Below are 17451 nucleotides of genomic sequence, written 5' to 3'. Positions count from 1 at the left end.
CGTAAGGCGATCAGCGACCCGCCACATACCGACCGGGCGCATCTTCGATCACACGGTCGCCTCGCCCACCGGGTTTGCGCTTGCCGCGCGTCGGCACTTCTTCACCATCGCGCCCGCGAAGCCACTTGGCCCAATGCGGCCACCAGCTGCCGGGATGCTCGCTCGCCCCCGCGACGAACTCGTCCAGGCTCTCTGGCGAGCCGTCGTTGGTCCAGTATTGGTACTTGCCCGAGGACGGCGGATTGACGACCCCGGCGATGTGGCCGGATCCGGCCAGCAGGAACGTCCAGTCCCCGGCAAGATAGCGCGTCAGCTTCCAGACGCTGACCGGCGGCGCAATGTGATCGTCGCGGCCGGCCTGGATGTAGACCGGGGTGGTGATGCGATGCAGGTCGATCGGCGCTCCGCAGGCAGAGAGCGAATCGGCCACCACCAGGCGATTGTCGCGGTAGAGATCGCGCAGATAGTCGCGGTGCCAGCGCGCCGGGAGATTGGTGACGTCGCCGTTCCAGTGGAGCAGGTCGAAGGCGGGATACTCCTCGCCCTTGAGGTAGTTCTTCTCGACGTAGCTCCAGATCAGGTCGTTGCCGCGCAGGATGTTGAAGCTGGCGGCCAGATAGCGCCCGTCCAGATAGCCCTCGGGCGAAAGCCTGCCAACCGCGTCGATCTGCTGGTCGTCGATGAAGTTCTTGAGGTCGCCGGCGTCCTCGAAATCGACCTGCGCGGTGAAGAAGGTGCTGCTCGCCACCTTGTCCGCCTCGCCTTTGCGGGCCAGAACCGCCAGCGTCGCGGCCAGCGTGGTGCCCGCCACGCAGTAGCCGATGGTGTGGACGGAAGGGACATTCAGACGCTCTCGCACCGTATCGATCGCCTCGATCTGGGCGGCGATATAGTCGTCCCACAAAATGTCCGCCATCGAGGCGTCGGCCGACTTCCACGAGACCATGAAGACGGTGATCCCCTGCTCCACCGCCCAGCGCACGAAGCTCTTCTTGGCGTTCAGATCGAGGATGTAGAAGCGATTGATCCACGGCGGGAATACCAGCAGCGGGGTCTTGAGCACCTTGTCCGTGGTCGGCGTGTACTGGATCAGCTGATACAGCGGCGTTTCGAACACCACCTTGCCCGGCGTCACAGCGATGTTCTCGCCCAGCACGAAGGCGCCGGGGCGGGTGTGGGTGAGCTGGCCCTTGCGCATGTCGTCGAGCAGGTTCTCGAAACCGCGCACCAGGCTTTCGCCGCGGGTTTCCGCCGCCTTGCCCAGCGCCACCGGGTTGGTCAGCGGGAAGTTGGCCGGGCTGAGCGCATCGACCATGGTGCGCGTGGCGAATTGCAGCTGCGCCTTGCGGCCCGGCTCCATCCCCTCGACCGCATCGGCCATGCCCAGCATCTGTTCGCTCATCATCAGGTAGGCCTGGTGGAGGAACGCGAAGAATGGCTGGCGGCGCCATTCGGGATCCGCAAAGCGCCGGTCCTTGCGCGGAAGGTCGAGTTCCGCAGCCGGTGCGTCGCCCGCCTGCCCCTTGGCATTTGCGCCCAGACCGTACTGCCCGAACACCGTATTGACGAGGCTGAGCCCCTCGTTCCAGAGCTTGTGCTGAACGTCCGGGTTGGTGAAGGGAAGCTGGCGGAACACCGCCTCCGCCGTACCGATCCAACGGGCCGGGTCGGCAAAGTGCGGCGCCTTGTCGGACGCCCTGTTGAGCTGTTCGACCTGGAACTCGGTCCAGATCGAGTGCATGCGCGTGGCAATCTCGGCCCAATGCACGGTAGCCTCGGCGCCTGGCGTGCCTTCTGCGGGGATCATCTGGCCCAGGATCGTGGAAAGACCCTGTGCCTGGCTGCGCATGACATCGCCCAGCAGTTCTCCGGTGCCGGAAGCCGCCGGGCCTGAACCCGGCGTGCCGGAAGCCGTCGTGGTAGCCATGGCCGCTCTCTCTCCAGTTGATACGCAGTTGTGGTTGACCAATGGTTTGGCCGCATGGGCGATTCCTGTCGAGTCCCGTTCTCACCCTCTCGTTCGCACAAACGGGTAATGATCTTTCAAGATCGCCCATTTGCGCGAACGGACAAATCCCCTACAGGAACCGCGCGGCCATTCTGCCGCGACGCATATGGATATCCGAGGTCATGGAAGACGAGTTCTACCGCATCAAGCGACTGCCGCCCTACGTCATCGCCGAAGTGAACGCGATGAGGCACGCAGCCCGCCAGGCCGGTAAGGACATCATCGACCTCGGCATGGGCAATCCCGACCTGCCGCCGCCGCAGCACGTGCTCGACAAGCTGTGCGAAGTGGCACAAAAACCCGACGCGCACGGCTATTCGCAGTCCAAGGGCATCCCCGGCCTGCGCCGCGCCCAGGCGAACTACTATGCCAACCGCTTCAACGTGGAACTGGACCCCGAAAGCGAAGTCGTCGTCACGATGGGTTCGAAGGAGGGCCTCGCCAGCCTCGCCACCGCGATCACCGCGCCCGGCGACGTGGTGCTGGCACCCAACCCCAGTTACCCGATCCACACCTTCGGCTTCATCATCGCCGGCGCCACGATCCGCTCGGTGCCGACCACGCCGGACGAGAACTACTGGCGCTCGCTGGACCGCGCGATGGCCTTCACCGTGCCGCGTCCGTCGATCCTGATCGTCAACTACCCGTCGAACCCCACGGCCGAAACCGTAGACCTGGCCTTTTATGAGCGCCTCGTCGCCTGGGCCAAGGAGAACAAGGTCTGGATTCTGTCCGACCTCGCCTATTCCGAACTCTATTACGACGGCAATCCGACCCGCTCGATTCTGGAAGTGCCCGGCGCCAAGGACGTGGCGGTCGAATTCACCTCGCTCAGCAAGACGTATTCGATGGCCGGCTGGCGCATCGGCTTCGCGGTGGGCAACCCCAAGCTGATCGCGGCGCTGACCCGCGTGAAGTCCTATCTCGACTACGGCGCCTTTACCCCGATCCAGGCCGCCGCCTGCGCCGCCCTCAACGGCCCGCAGGACATCGTCGAGCGTAACCGCCTGCTCTACCAGAAGCGCCGTGACGTGATGGTCGAGGCGTTCGGCCGCGCCGGCTGGGACATTCCGCCGCCCAAGGCCTCGATGTTCGCCTGGGCGCCCCTTCCGCCGGCCCTCAAGGAAATGGGCAGCCTGGAGTTCTCCAAGCAGCTTCTGATCCATGCCGAAGTCGCTGTAGCGCCCGGTGTCGGTTACGGCGAGGACGGCGAAGGCTTCGTGAGAATCGCCATGGTCGAAAACGAGCAACGCCTGCGTCAGGCAGCCCGAAACGTGAAGCGCTACCTCACGTCGATGGGTGTGAACACGCCTTCATCGTAAGGTGCCTCCAGAATATAGTGCTACTTTTCAGCCATTAACTGGGGTTAATACTTAGGTAAGCCTGTAAGATTCTACGTGTTGTTCCTAGCCCCTGATTCACGTCATTCTTGCCCCCCTATCGCATTGGAAAGCAAGCAGATGGGGGGTTCATGGCAAATCTACTTAGACGGGATGACACACCTTACAGTTTTCGATGGCTAGGCTCCGGACGGATTCCTCACCTTTTCGATTTGAGGCATTGCGGATGGGCACTGGACGAGACGGGGGGGCCGTCCAGTGAATGCATCGGGGTGGCTCACGCGGGCCGCCTCGACAGCGCCGACTGGCAGCAAGTCCTCACCTTTCCGGATGAAGTACGGCGCTTCACTCTGGTCCTCGGCGCAACCACGGCGCATGAACGCGCCAGACTGTTTCAGGCTGGCTTTGGCGAAGCCGTTACCGACACGATCGAACTTGGTGAATTCGAGGCAAGGGCCAGCCGTCTCGCGGAGCTGACCCGCTGGCTGCCGCGCCATCGCCGGCTTGGCCCGCTCGAACTCGATCTGCTCGCGCGTGAGGCGTTCGGCAATGGCAAGGCGCTGAACCTCAACCCCCGCGAGTTCGCACTGATCTGGCGATTGGCGGATACCCCGGGCGAGCCGGTCAGCAAGCAGGAACTGATCCATGACGTGTGGCGCATGGGGTTCGTACCCGAGACGAACAGCATCGCCGTCCATATGTCACGCCTGCGCCGCAAGCTCGGCTTCGTCGGCATGTCCGGTATCATCACCACGGCCCCGGCGGGCGGCTACTGCCTGGTTCCGCCGGTCGAACGGCGCAGCGGTTCAGCGACCGCATTTTCCGCACGCGGTGCGTCCGCGGCGAGTATCGTCCAGCTAACCGCTTAACCTGGGCCAAAGCTGCCCATGGGCCCTCCGGGTCGCACCGCCGGGTAAACGCATCCGGCAACCGGAACTCAGGGACCCACACGCTTCGTCAGGGCCGAAAGATCGCCCGGCGTGTTGATATTGGGGATCGGCAGCACCGTCTCCACCCGGCGCGCACCGATGCGATCCGCAAAACCATACATCGAATGGCGCTCGTCGCTTTGCAGCAGCGCTTCCAACGTGGGGACTGCCGATACCGGCCATAGTCCGATCACCGGCTGCGCCGCGAGGAAAGCAGGCGCGGGCCCGAGCAGCGCCGGAAGATCATCGGGCAGCAGCCCCGCATCGACACCGCAGCTCAGCACCGCCTCATACCCTTCGTCGAGCGCGTGGTGCAGCGCCGCCGCCAGACCACCAAGCGGCCCCATTCCGGCGCGCGGCCAATCCGGTAAAGTCGGCGCCGGCGCCGTCTCGCGTCCGACCACCACAACATGCTCGCACCAACCGGACAAGGCATCGACTGCCAGTGCGATGAGCGTATGCCCATTAAGCTCCGCAAGCGCCTTGTCGCTGCCGAAACGGCTGGACAGCCCGCCGGCCAGAACAGCTCCAAGGATCATGCGCGCGCCTTTCTGTAACGAAAATCAAACGAACGGACCGCAAGCATAGCCCTCGCCCGTTCAATATAGGAAGCATCAGGCACCGCCCTTGTTCCTTGCCCGGCAGCACCTTGCGTCCTCGACCACAGCGGGCACCGCGTGTCCCGTTCACGCCCTTGACCGGAAACCCGCAGCAATTTGCAGCGAAAGTGAGCGAATTCCATTGCACTCCCTTCGATCGGTTGCTAGGCGCGCATTCCTCCACACGGATGGCCCGATGGCGGAGTGGTGACGTAGAGGACTGCAAATCCTCGCACGCCGGTTCGATTCCGGCTCGGGCCTCCAACTTTTTGCAGCTTGCCTGCAAACATATTCAATCTTGCGGATTGAACATGTACCAGCCCTAATTCGCTGGGAATTCATTCGACAAGATCGAATTGCCTAAGGTGCTCTGCACATAGTGCTGCATGAGCCGCGCAAACAGCCGATACCCCCCCACAGATCGCATCTATACCGGAACGGCCGCTGTCATGACGATTTCGGCAAAATAGCTGGCCATGGCCGCGTCGGCCTTGTCGCTGAGTGCGATGAAGGCACGGCGGCGGTCGCCAGTGTCGCTGACGCGCGCGAAGAGGCCGGCATCGACCATCTGCCCAATCCAGCGCAGCGCGGTCGTGGGAGGAACCGCAGCGGCGATGCAAAGCGAAGTGACCGACACCTGCTTACCCTCGATCCGCGAGGCGGTGAGATCGAGCAGCATGTCCCAGGCGGGATCGGCGAACAGGTCTCCATCGAAGAAGCGGGCCCGAAGCTGACGCTGGCGGATGATCCGGCGCACCAGTTTCGCATCGGGAAGCTGCGCTTTGGCGTGCGGCGCCGCGCCCGGAGGGGACGCTCTGCCGGCAATGGCATTGCCCGCCGCAGCAGCGCTTCCGCGAGGGTCCAGCCGGTCGATGCGGCCGGCGATCTGGCCGACCTGCTCGGTCAGGCGCAGCAGCATGAGCCGGTCGTCCTCGGACAGTTCGCGCAGCCGGCCGGAAGGAAAGCCTGCCAGCACCTGCCCCAGTGCGATCACCCGTTCGGCGCGGTCGGGATCGACGAGCAGCACCGGATGCGACTGGTCCATGCAGGCAAAGACGTCTTCAAGCGCATCGACGCTGGTCGAGACGATCAGGCGCGGTCCGCCCTGCCTTGCCCGCAGGTCCAGCCGTGCGAGCGCCGCAAGCGACGCGGCATCGACCTGGGGACAATCCACCAATACGACATCGCCCAGCGGCCTGTCCGCATCTTCGGCAAGGTCGGCAAGCGCGCCCGCCGCCGCGACGGTCAGCCCCGCAGCACTGGCATCCTCCCGCAAGGTAGCGCGCAGATGAGCGCGGTCGGCATAGATCGACAGGCGAACAGGAACATCGCCCGCCCCGCTACGCGCCGCGTCCGGGGCTGCACCATAGGCGAAGTCCGGCTGGACGAAATCCATGTCGCGCATCGCTTCCAACTCCGTTTCCATAGCGGAACATTGTTGGAACATAATGAAGTCAGGTCAACGGCATGCAGCCGTTAAAATCCTGCAAGTTCAAGCCCACCAGCCCGCAAGTTCGCGGCGTACAAGCGTTTCGAGCATCGCCATGCCGTTGGTGCCATCATTGAGGCAGGGCAGGACGGCAAGACGTGTTCCCCCCGCCGCCTCGAACACTTCGCGGCCGCGGATCGCGAGTTCCTCCAGCGTTTCCACACAATCGGCCGAGAAGCCCGGCGCGGTGATGGCGATGCGGCGGGTGCCGGAGCTGGCCAGACTTTCCAGCGTTGCCTCGGTTGCGGGTTCCAGCCATTTGGCGCGGCCGAAGCGCGACTGGAAGCTGGTCTCGACCCGCAGGCCAGGCAACCTGACGGCCAGGCGCTGCGCCAGCAGGCGCGCGGTCTTGCGGCAGTGGCAGTGATAGGGATCGCCCAGTTCGAGCGTACGCTGCGGCATCCCGTGAAACGATAGCAGCAGCACTTCAGGGACGAAATCGAGAGCGGCAACCTGCGTCGCCACGTCCTCCTCCAGAGCGCCGATATAGGCCGGGTCGTCGTAGTAAGGCGGCAGGGTGCGCAGCGCCGGCTGCCACCGCATCTTGCCGAGCGCTTCTCCGAGCCGGTCCATCACCGACGCCGTCGTCGCTCCTGAATATTGCGGATAGAGAGGGGCGACCAGAACACGGTCGTACCCCGCGTCCTTCATCGCCTGCAGGCGCGAGGGGATTGAGGGATTGCCGTAACGCATCGCCCAGTCGACCTTCACGCCGTCTCCCAGCAGAACCTGAAGCCCGCGCGCCTGCGCAGCGGTGATCGCAGCCAGCGGGGAGCCCTGCTCGGTCCAGACCTGGCCATAGGCGTGGGCGGACTTGGCGGGGCGAGTGCGCAGGATGATCCCGTGCAGGATCGGCTTCCAGGCGATAGCCGGAATTTCCACCACGCGCCGGTCGGAGAGAAATTCGGCGAGATAACGGCGCACGGCAGCCGGGGTCGGCGCATCGGGCGTACCCAGATTCACCAGCAGGACGCCGACTTTGCCGGTTGCGATCTGCGGGTGGTCGGCGGGAGCGGAAACAGGGGGCATCACAGATCCTCACCGAAAAAGGGCAGGCGGCGCAGGCGCAGGCCTGTCGCCGAATAAAGCGCATTGGCAACCGCCGGGGCGACAGCGGCGACGCCCAGTTCGCCGGGATCGGCAGGCTGCGCCTTGCTGTCGATGAATTCTACTTCAATCGCAGGGCAATCCGCCAGCTTGGGCAGCCCCATCGCGCCAAGGCTGTCACTGTCGGGGCGGCCGCCCTCATAGCGGACAGCGCAGCCCAGCGCGAGGCCGAGGCCGAAGACAAGCCCGCCCTCGATCTGCTGGCGGGCGATATCGTAATTGACGATGCGGCCGATGTCGGCGACCGCGCTCAGACGGTCCACGCGCACGCCGTTTTCATCGCGCCGGGCGCTGGCGACAACGGCGATGCGGCCTTCTCCCATGACATGGCAGGCAATGCCCTGACCGCTTGCATCGCCGCCGCCGCCCCACTGTGCCAGCACTGCGACGCGCTGGAGACATTCCGCAAGGCGGGTCTCCTTGCCCAGCATGGCCATGCGGTACGACAACGGTTCCCGGCTGGCCTTGTGGGCCAGTTCATCGACGAAGCTCTCGTTGAAGAAAGCCGTCCAGGCATGGGCATTGCCGCGCATCCGGGCCGTGGGCAGGCCGATCTTCGCAGGGACGTGATCCACCACGAGGTTGGGGATGTCGTAAGGCGGCACGGCGCCTTCAACCGCCATGGCGTCTGCCTTGCCCGCTACCGCTGCGAGAGCGTCGAAAGGCGCGTCACCATCCAGCAGGCGGCGGCCGAATTCGCGCGCGGTGGCGGGAACGGCGATGCGGGCACGCCAGCCGGCGATGGCCCCTTCGGCGTCCACCCGCGCGCCCATGACCGCGGCGACCGGCGCGCGAGGGAGCCCGGCGCGGAATTCCTCGCGGCGGCTCCAGGTGAGCTGTACCGGCTTGCCGATGGCCTTGGCGATCACGGCAGCCTGCGCGGCGGGTTCGTTTTCCAGCCGGCGGTCGAAACTGCCCCCGATCGCCATGGGATAGAGCACGACGTCGCGGGTCTGGAGCCCGATGGCGCGGGCGGCAGCCTCGCGGGCGGCCTCGGGAGCCTGCGTGCCTACCCACAGTTCGAGGCGACCTTCGCTGAAATGCGCGGCGGCGGCGGCGGTCTCGATAGCGGCGTGGATGGCCGGGGCGACTTCGTAGCGTAGCTGGAGCGGCAGGCCCCCGCGCAGGCTTTCGCGGTCGCCCTGTGTATGGATCGTCGCCGCGTCGACGGTGTGCAGGGCCTCGTCCATCGCGGCGTCCACCAAGTCGGAATCGGCCCCGGCGGCAACCTTGAAACGCGGCGCCATGCGGGTCAGGGCGGCCTGCGCGGTCCAGCCATCGGTGGCGACGGCAGCGACCCAGGCTCCGCCGTTCGTCATGCCGCGCACGATGCCGCGATACCCGCGCATGCCCTTGACGGCTGCTTCATCGAGCCCGGAGATCGAGGTATTCAAACCGATCGGTGCGTGGGCGATCGCCGCATGGACCATGCCGGGCAGCCGCACGTCGCCCGCGAAGGTCCAGGAACCGTCGACTTTCGCGGGCAGGTCGAGCCGGGGGTAGCGCAGCGGGGCGCCGGGGGGAAATTCGCCTGGCCGCTCCGCCATCGCTTCGGCGCGCAGCGGCGGGGGCGACGGCGGCGAGAACGCGGCGGCTTCCTCGGCAAGCGAACCGAAGGGCAGGCGCTTGCCTTCATGGGTCACGAAACCGTCCCCGGCCTCGCATTCCTCCCAGGAAACTTTCCAGCGGGCGGCGGCGGCCTGCATCAGCATCGCCCGCGCCGAAGCGGCGGCGGCGCGCGCCGGGCCTTCATAGGCGGCCAGTTCGGTGCCGTCGGCGGTCACGTTGAAGCGGCGATCCTGCGCCCAGCGGCGGGTCAGCAGATCTTCCGGCTGGTCGGCCAGAGACGGGGCCAGCGGCATCCACAGCGGCGCCCACTTCGCCGCCAGCGCCAGATTGGCATAGAGCCCGCTGACCGGCGCGGGCTCCACGGCGACCTGCCGCCAGTCCGCGCCCAGTTCGTGAGCAACCACTTGCGGGATCAGCGTGGTGATGCCCTGCCCCATCTCCACTTGCGGCACCGCCACGGTAACGACGCCGTCGCTGCCGATCTTGATCCAGGCGTCGAAGGCGTACTCGCCCTCACCCGGGGCCAGCGGCAGGGGATAGCGGCGCGGACGCAGCATGTAACCGAGCGCAAGGCCGCCCCCGGCCAGCGCTCCGACAAGAATGCCGCGCCGGGTGACGGCCATCAGGGGGCCTTGTCCAGCCACTCGCCCACCGCCTGCGCGAGCGCGGCAAAGGCTTCGGCCTGCGGGCTTTCGCCTGCGGCCGTGGGCGTGCCCGCATCGGCCTCGCGGCGGATCGCGATGTGCAGCGGGATGCGGCCCAGGAACGGCACTTTCATCTCCCTGGCTGCGTCCTCCGCGCCGCCGGAGCCGAACGGATCGCTCACCTCGCCGCAGTGGGGACAGGCGTATCCGGCCATGTTCTCGACCACGCCGATCACCGGCACGCCGCCCTTGGTGAACAGTTCGGCGGCGCGCGCCGCGTCCATGAGCGCAAGGTCCTGCGGGGTGGAGACGATCACGGCGCCGTCCGGTTTGAAGCGCTGGAGCATGGTCAGCTGCACGTCGCCGGTGCCGGGCGGCAGGTCGATCACCAGCAGTTCCGCATTGTCCCAGTGCGCCTCGACCAGCTGGATCAGCGCGCCCGCGATCTTGGGCCCGCGCCAGGCGATGGCCTGCCCCGGCGGGGTGAGATGCGCCATCGACAGCACCGGCACGCCGCACGGACTCTGCACCGGCACCAGCTTGCCCTGATGCGCCACCGCGCGGGTGCCCTCGGTGCCGAGCAGACGTGCCTGCGAGGGTCCGTAAATGTCCGCGTCGACAAGGCCGACCTTGCGGCCCGAACGCGCCAGCGCAACCGCAAGGTTGGCGGCCAGCGTCGACTTGCCGACCCCGCCCTTGCCCGAACCTACCGCAATGATACGCGGGCCTTTACGCGGCGCGGGCACCGGCTCGGCCTTGTCCGCCATCATCGCCACATGCACTTCGGAAACACCCGCAGCGCCGGACAGCGCGCCCTTGACCTCGGCCTCCAGCCTTTCGCGGGCCAGCGAGCCAAGCCCGGCGGCGTCAAACACCAGGATCGCGCGGCCGCCGATGAGCCGCAGCGACTGCAGGCGTGCGCCGGCGTCTCCCGGCAGCAGGGCCTTCAGTCCGTCGCCGCTTGCCTCGCCTGTTCCTTCGCCGCTGTTCACTCTTGTCTCCGGGATGTTTCCGGTTTGCGTCCGGCTGGGAGCCTGTCCCCAAATCACGCCGCTCAGGTGGCGTACCCGAGGAAAAAGGGCAAGAGAGGCACTGTTATTTGCCCGAGGTGTTCTTATAGATAGCCTCATGAAAGCTTTCGGTGGAGCAGGAACGCGCGGCAGCGCGCCCGGAGACGACGCAGCACAAGACGGGGTCTCGGCCATGGCCGGCCGCAACAGCCCATGGGGCGGTGGCGGCGGCGATGGAGGCGATGACGCTGGCTCCGGCAACGGGGGCTCCGGCAATGGCGGCTTCGGCAACGATGGACAGTCCGGCGACGAAGGCGAAGCGCCTTCCGCCGACGCGCCCGGCGGCAAGGGCGACGAGGGCAAGCGCGGTCCGCGCAATCCCTGGCTCCCCAGCGGCGACACGCCGCCGCCCCGGCGCTCGGCCGGGATCGAGGACATCTTCCGCAACCGCGATCCGCGCCGCTCCGGCGGCGGCGGACCGGGGCGCGGCCCCGGCGGCGGCGGAATGGGCGGCGGCTTCCCCAACTTCCCGCGCCGGCCAGACGGGTCTTCGTGGTTGCCGCTGGGCATCGGCGCGGCGGTCGTCGTCGTACTCGGCATTTCCAGCCTGCATATCCTCGGCCCCAAGGAGCAGGGCGTGGTGACGCGCCTCGGGCAGTATTCGCGGACCATCGATTCCGGCACCAGCCTGACCCTGCCCTGGCCGATCGAGCAGGTAGCGGTGGCAGACGTGCGCTCGTTCTCGGTGGACATGATCCCCGACGACGAAAACGAGAAGCTGATGCTGACCAGCGACAAGAGCCTGGTCGACCTCAGCTATCTGGTTCGCTGGAATATCAACGACCTGAAGAACTACACATTCCGCCTGGCCGACCCCAAGGAAACCGTGCGCGAAGTGGCAGAGGCCGCGATGCGCGCCTCGATCGCGCAGATCACGCTGGCCGACGCGCTTTCCGGCTCCGGCCGCGCCAAGGTGGAGCAGGACGTGCGCGAACGGATGCAGCGCATCCTCGACGGCTATCGCTCGGGCGTGTCCATCCAGGGCGTCGAGATCAAGAAGGCCGATCCGCCCAGCAAGACCAAGGGCGCCTTCGACCAGGTCAACGTCGCTCAGCAGGAAGCCGAGCGTGACCGTTCTGAAGCCCGCGCCTGGGCCCAGCAGGTCATCGCCCGCGCCGAGGGTGACGCCACCGCCTTCGACAAGGTCTACGAACAGTACAAGCTGGCACCCGAGGTCACCAAGCGCCGCATGTATTACGAGACGATGGAACGCGTGATCCGCGACAACGACACGGTGGTCGCCGAAAAGGGCGTCACCCCCTACCTGCCGCTGTCCGAATTCAAGCGCCGTGCAGCGCCCGCCGACAACGCCTCCGCTGCGCCCGCGGGAACCGTAACGGCGCCAGCCGCACCGACCGCCGACACCAAGGGAGGCCTGTGATGAGCAATCCCTGGCAGGACTACAAGGCAGCATGGATCGCCGCCGGCGCCGTGGCCGTTGGCCTGATGCTCAGCGTCATCATCGTCCCCGAGGACCAGCAGGCCGTCGTGGTGCGCACCGGCAAGCCGGTGAACGTCTATAACGCCTACTCCGAAAAGGCCGATTTCGGGCAGACCGATGCCGGCGTCCACTTCCGCATTCCGCTGATCGAACAGGTCATCCGCATCGACAAGCGGCTGCTTTCGGTCGACATGCAGCAGCAGCAGGTGCTTTCCACCGACCAGCAGCGGCTCAACGTCGATGCCTATGCCCGCTACCGCATCGTCGATCCTGTCCGCATGGTCGAAAGCGCCGGCACTGCCGAGCGCGTGACCCAGCAGCTGGAGCCGATCCTGTCCTCCGCCGTCCGTCAGGAACTGGGCAGGCGTACCTTCCAGTCGCTGCTCACCGCCGAGCGCGGCGACGCGATGGAGAACATCCGCAAGAGCCTCGACCACGAAGCACGCGAATACGGCGCCCAGATCGTCGATGTGCGCATCAAGCGCGCCGATTTGCCCGAGGGCGCGCTGGCCGCTGCCTTCACCCGCATGGAAGCCGGACGCCAGGAAGAAGCCAAGACGATCGCCGCGCGCGGCCAGCGCGACGCCCAGATCATCCGCGCCGACGCCGATGCCCAGGCCTCGAAGATCTATGCCGCAGCCTTCGGCAAGGACGCTTCGTTCTACGATTTCTACCGGGCGATGCAGAGCTACTCGGTGTCCTTCGCCAAGGATCAGGGCGGCAAAACCATCCTGCTTTCGCCTGACAACGCCTATCTGAATCATTTCCGGGAGCCGTAAGCGCTCCCGTCAGTTTGACGGGGGATCGCTCTCGCCCGAAGCCAGCAGAATAGCGGATATCGCATCATTCAAATCCGGTTAAGCTCACTAGGCCTCAATCGGTGGTGAGTTTCCCGGTCGGTGCGACAGCAAAGACCATACGGAGGAATCAAAGGACGTGAAGCCCGTGCGATACGCTTATGGATTGACCAGCGCGCTCCTTCTTGGAGGCGCAGCCGCCACGCTCGTCACCGGCTACCCCGCAGGCGCGCAGGTGGCCCAGAACGAATCCAGCGAGATGTCGAAGATGGTCCCGCGCGCAGGCGCCCCGGCCAGCTTCGCAGACCTGACGGCCCAGCTTGCGCCGGCCGTGGTCAACATCTCCACCCGCCAGAAGGTGCAGGTCGCCAGCGGCGCCGGCGCGAACCCCTTCGCCGGCACCCCGTTCGAGGGCCTCTTCGGCGGCCAGGGCGGCGGCGGCGCGCCGCAGACGCGCGAAGCGCAGTCTCTCGGCTCAGGGTTTATCGTCTCGGCCGATGGGTATCTCGTGACCAACAATCACGTCATCACCGCCGAAGGCAAGGGCCAGGTCGAATCGATCACGGTCACCATGCCCGATGGCACCGAATACCCCGCCAAGCTGATCGGCAAGGATGCCGCATCGGATCTGGCCGTGCTCAAGATCGACGCCAAGAAGGCCCTCCCCTTCGTGAAGTTCGGCGATAGCCGCAATGCCCGCGTGGGCGACTGGGTTATCGCCATCGGCAACCCGTTCGGCCTGGGCGGCACGGTGACGGCGGGCATCGTTTCGGCCGTCTACCGCAACACCGGCGCTGGCGGCGCATACGATCGCTACCTGCAGACCGATGCCTCGATCAACCGGGGCAACTCGGGCGGCCCGATGTTCGACATGACCGGCCAGGTCATCGGCATCAACAACGCGATCTTCTCGCCCACCGGCGGCAGCGTCGGCATCGGCTTCGCCATTCCGGCAGAGACCGCCGCCCCGCTGGTCCAGAAGCTGATCAAGGGCGAGGTGATCGAGCGCGGCTATCTGGGCGTGCGCATCCAGCCGATCAACGAGGACCTCGCGGATTCGCTCGGCCTTGAGCACAACAAGGGCGAATTCATCCAGATGGTCGAGCCTGACGGCGCGGCCGCCAAGTCCGGGATGCAGGCCGGCGACGTCGTCGTGAAGGTCAACAACAAGGAAGTGACGCGCGACCAGAACCTCTCGTTCCTGGTTTCCAACGTCGCTCCGGGCACTCGCATTCCGATCGAGGTGATCCGTAGCGGCAAGCGCGTCACCCTGAACGCCACCGTCGCCAAGCGCCCGACCGAGGAGGAACTGCAGCAGTCCTTCGACGCGAACTCCGAACAGGGCGACGATGCATTCAACAACGCGCCGACCCAGCAGGAACAGGGCGCGGTGGAGAAGTCGCTGGGCATGTCGGTGACCCCGCTGACTTCGCAGATCGCCCGCCAGCTTGGCGCGGCCGATGGGACCAAGGGCGTCGTCGTCGTCGCCGTCGACCCCAGTTCGGACGCCGGCCAGAAGGGCTTCGCGCGCGGGTTCATCATCCTGGAAGCCAACGGCAAGCCCGTTACCAACCAGGCCGACCTCAACGCAGCGGTTGCCGCCGTCAAGGCCGATGGCCGCTCGGCGATCCTGCTGCGCGTCCAGCCGCGCGGTCAGCCCGCCACCTTCGTGCCTGTCCGCCTGCGCTGACAGCTGCGAGCAGCCAATCAGAAAGGCCCGCCGGAGCGATCCGGCGGGCCTTTTTCGTGACAGGCCCGAACTTGACAAATATAACCATTTAGGTTATATGCCGCATCGTCGATTACGATCGGCACGTGCGGCGGGACGGAAAGCGCGAAGCTGGCGCCGATCGCTTCCCGTACATGGTCGGCGCCCGGTGGCAGACCGGAAAAGCTGCAAGCGGATGCGTGGATGAACATGAGGGTGTGCCCTCAGGACCGGCGGCAGGGGAGCGAGCCCGACCCGCCATCCCCACGCACCACAGGGCCGAGTCGGTGAGTACCTTGAGGTTTGCCCCTCTCCGGCCGTTCGCGATTCACAGGCAATCCCGCAAGCATGTCGCCTGATGCTGGCGGCCCCAGCGCCGGCCATCCCCGTCCGCTGAACGTCCCTTATGGCTTTACGCCGCGCTCGCCAGCGGCCCCGCAGGCTTGCCCGCAGAACGGGTGACCTCGAAGCGCGCTACCTCAGAACTGCGTGCCCGGGGTGCGAGTGGCCGTGGGCCTCGGCATCGGCACGACACGCGGCGGCGCCTGCGTGGGCCGCGCCCCCGGGTAGCCGGCGCCCTGCCCCTGCCTCATACCCGGATCGTCGCGTCCGCGCCCGGTCGCACGGTCGAGGAAATCCTCGCCCACGGCTGGCGGGGGCGCGCCCTGTCCACTGCCTTGGCCGCCGCCTTGCGGACCGTAATCCGGCACCATGGCCGGCCCGGGAACTTGCGAACCGTCCTCGTAGCGCGGCTGGTCGTCGATGCCCGCGCCGACATCGGGGCGCACCATGTTGCCGTTCTCGTCGGTGTAGTAATAGTCCTCCGGGTTGCCCTGCATCTGCTCGTCGTCAGGCTCCAGCTGCCATTCGGGGAGCTTGAGCTGGGTATCGAACTGCTCGACCGGGCGCTTGGCGACGGCAACCTTCATATAGTCGGCAAAGGCCCGCGCCGGGGCATGGCCGCCCGACAGACCGGGCACCGGCTTGGCGTCGTCTCGGCCCATCCACACGCCGGTGGTGACGCCGCTGGAGAAGCCCAGGAACCAGCCGTCCTTGTTCGAACTGGTCGTCCCGGTCTTGCCCGCCACCGGCCGTCCGATCTGCGCCGCGCGCGCGGTGCCGGTGGCGACGGTGGTCTGCAGAAGATCGGTGATGCCGGCGGCCACGTAATGCGGCACCAGGACCGAACCGCGTACCGACTTGTGCTCGTAAAGCAGTTCGCCTGAAGTCGTCGTCACCTTGACGATGCCATAAGGCTCGACCGAGGTGCCGCCGGCCGATACGGCAGCGAAGGCGCGGGTCATGTCGATCACACGCACTTCGGAAGTGCCCAGCACCATGGCCGGCTTGGTGTTGATCTGGCTGGTGATGCCAAAGCGCTTGGCCATGCTGGCGACGGTGCCGAAGCCGACCTCGTTGCCCAGCTGCGCGGCAATGGTGTTCTTGGAATAGGCAAAGGCGGTGCGAATATCGATCTGCCCGGCGAATGTGCGCCCGGCGTTCTGCGGGCTCCAGCCGTCGATCGTCACCGGCTCGTCGACCACGTGGTCGTCAGGGGTGTAGCCTGCTTCCAGCGCGGCGAGATAGACGAACAGCTTCCACGCCGAGCCGGGCTGGCGCAGCGCGCTGGTGGCGCGGTTGTAGTTCGAATTGACGTAGTCGGTGCCGCCCACCATCGCCAGCACCGCACCGTCGCGGTCCAGACTGACAAGCGCGCCCTGCGCGCCCTTGGGCACATTGGCATCGACCGCCCTGGTCGCCGCGTTCTGCATCGCCGGGTCCAGCGTGGTCCAGACCTCGATCGGCTCGTTGTTCTCGGGGAGCAGCATGTCGAGCTGGGGCAGCGCCCAGTCTGTGAAATAGCGGACCGAATTCTGGCCCTTTTCCTTTGCGACGCTGACGTTCGTGAAATCGACGTTCTCGGCCTCGCTTTGCGTAATCACGCCGGCGCGCGCCATCAGGCTGAGCACGACCTTGCCGCGCCCGATCGCCGCCTCGACATCGGCCGTGGGCGAATAGTTCGACGGCGCCTTGACGAGACCGGCGATGATCGCGGCCTCGGCGGTCGACAGCTCGGTGCCGGGGTGGCCGAAGAACTTGCGGCTGGCCGCGTCGACGCCGTAAGCGCCGCCGCCGAAATAGACCTTGTTCAGGTATAGCTCGAGGATCTGGTCCTTGGTGAACTTGCGCTCCAATGCCAGCGCCAGCACCATTTCGCGCGCCTTGCGGGTCCACGAACGGGTGTTGTTGAGGAAGATATTGCGCGCCAGCTGCTGGGTGATCGTCGAAGTCGCCTTGGCGCGGTGGTCCGTGGTGAACGACACATACACCGCGCGGGCCAGGCCGATCGGGTCGACGCCGGGATGCTGGCGGAAACGGCGGTCCTCCACCGAAACCAGCGCGTCGCGCATGATCGGCGGAATGTCGTTGTAGGTCAGCCACCGGCCATAGCTTGGCCCGAGCGATACCAGTTCGCGCCCGTCGCGTGCGCGCACGACGATCATCTGGCCGTTCTGGCTGCTCTTGAGCGCGCCGTAATCGGGCAGTTCGCGCATCGTGAAGAAGATCGCGGTGCCCAGGAAGATCGCGCCGAGCAGCGCCAGCGCGGCGCCCCAGACAAGGACTGCGCGCACGATGCGCCGCCAAAGCGGCTTGTTCACAGGCTGCGTGGATGCGCCGCGGGTTTCGCGGCTGCGGCCGGAATTCTTGGCCATGGGTAAGGTACAAACCCCGATTTAGGACAGATGTAA

General features: G+C 66.4%; 12 protein-coding genes and 1 tRNA gene. 6 read left to right on the top strand and 7 right to left on the bottom strand.

Going from position 1 to position 17451, the window contains the following annotated elements:
* Positions 1–10: 10 nt before the first annotated feature.
* Positions 11–1849, bottom strand: a complete 1839-nt coding sequence (locus tag V474_RS15270) for a PHA/PHB synthase family protein (protein ID WP_059152569.1) — start codon at positions 1847–1849, stop codon at positions 11–13.
* Between the two features lie 281 nt (positions 1850–2130).
* Between V474_RS15270 and V474_RS15265 the strand changes: the two genes are divergently transcribed.
* A complete protein-coding gene (locus V474_RS15265) occupies positions 2131–3330 on the top strand; it encodes an LL-diaminopimelate aminotransferase (RefSeq protein ID WP_059152328.1) in 1200 nt (399 codons plus the stop codon).
* Positions 3331–3620: 290 nt separating this feature from the next.
* Complete coding sequence (locus V474_RS15260) at positions 3621–4217, top strand: winged helix-turn-helix domain-containing protein (protein ID WP_236711283.1); 597 nt, start codon at positions 3621–3623, stop codon at positions 4215–4217.
* A 68-nt stretch (positions 4218–4285) separates the two neighbouring features.
* Here V474_RS15260 and mobA read toward each other — a convergent pair whose 3' ends face one another.
* Entirely contained in the window at positions 4286–4816 is a 531-nt protein-coding gene (mobA, locus tag V474_RS15255; RefSeq protein WP_059152327.1) for a molybdenum cofactor guanylyltransferase, read from the bottom strand.
* 250 nt (positions 4817–5066) lie between these two features.
* Between mobA and V474_RS15250 the strand changes: the two genes are divergently transcribed.
* Positions 5067–5140 (top strand) — tRNA-Cys (locus tag V474_RS15250).
* A 163-nt stretch (positions 5141–5303) separates the two neighbouring features.
* On the opposite strand, the gene V474_RS15245 is transcribed toward V474_RS15250, so the two are convergent.
* The 4 genes from V474_RS15245 to V474_RS15230 all read right to left on the bottom strand — a co-directional run bounded on the left by V474_RS15245 (position 5304) and on the right by V474_RS15230 (position 10677).
* The gene (locus V474_RS15245) at positions 5304–6281 is read right to left on the bottom strand and encodes a helix-turn-helix domain-containing protein (protein ID WP_059152568.1); all 978 of its coding nucleotides are present in this window, start codon (positions 6279–6281) and stop codon (positions 5304–5306) included.
* A gap of 87 nt (positions 6282–6368) precedes the next feature.
* Positions 6369–7394, bottom strand: a complete 1026-nt coding sequence (gene hemH, locus V474_RS15240) for a ferrochelatase (RefSeq protein ID WP_059152326.1) — start codon at positions 7392–7394, stop codon at positions 6369–6371.
* On the bottom strand, positions 7394–9664 hold the full coding sequence (locus V474_RS15235) for a molybdopterin cofactor-binding domain-containing protein (RefSeq protein ID WP_059152325.1): 2271 nt from the start codon (positions 9662–9664) through the stop codon (positions 7394–7396). Before V474_RS15235 ends, hemH begins: the two co-directional genes overlap by 1 nt.
* A complete protein-coding gene (locus V474_RS15230; protein ID WP_059152324.1) occupies positions 9664–10677 on the bottom strand; it encodes a P-loop NTPase in 1014 nt (337 codons plus the stop codon). The genes V474_RS15235 and V474_RS15230 overlap by 1 nt, the downstream gene beginning before the upstream one ends.
* 211 nt (positions 10678–10888) lie before the next feature.
* Between V474_RS15230 and hflK the strand changes: the two genes are divergently transcribed.
* The 3 genes from hflK (at position 10889) to V474_RS15215 (ending at position 14683) form a co-directional block, all read left to right on the top strand.
* Complete coding sequence (gene hflK / locus V474_RS15225; protein WP_059152323.1) at positions 10889–12136, top strand: protease modulator HflK; 1248 nt, start codon at positions 10889–10891, stop codon at positions 12134–12136.
* Positions 12136–12975, top strand: a complete 840-nt coding sequence (gene hflC / locus V474_RS15220; protein ID WP_059152322.1) for a protease modulator HflC — start codon at positions 12136–12138, stop codon at positions 12973–12975. Before hflK ends, hflC begins: the two co-directional genes overlap by 1 nt.
* A 166-nt stretch (positions 12976–13141) precedes the next feature.
* A complete protein-coding gene (locus V474_RS15215; RefSeq protein ID WP_201786054.1) occupies positions 13142–14683 on the top strand; it encodes a Do family serine endopeptidase in 1542 nt (513 codons plus the stop codon).
* A 497-nt stretch (positions 14684–15180) separates the two neighbouring features.
* Here V474_RS15215 and V474_RS15210 read toward each other — a convergent pair whose 3' ends face one another.
* Positions 15181–17415 carry a transglycosylase domain-containing protein gene (locus tag V474_RS15210; RefSeq protein ID WP_059152321.1) on the bottom strand — a complete coding sequence of 745 codons (2235 nt, stop codon included), beginning with the start codon at positions 17413–17415 and terminating at the stop codon, positions 15181–15183.
* Positions 17416–17451 lie beyond the last annotated feature (36 nt).

The sequence above is a fragment of the Novosphingobium barchaimii LL02 genome, from assembly GCF_001046635.1.
Lineage (GTDB): Bacteria > Pseudomonadota > Alphaproteobacteria > Sphingomonadales > Sphingomonadaceae > Novosphingobium > Novosphingobium barchaimii.
This window is presented reverse-complemented; position numbering and strand designations above follow the sequence as displayed.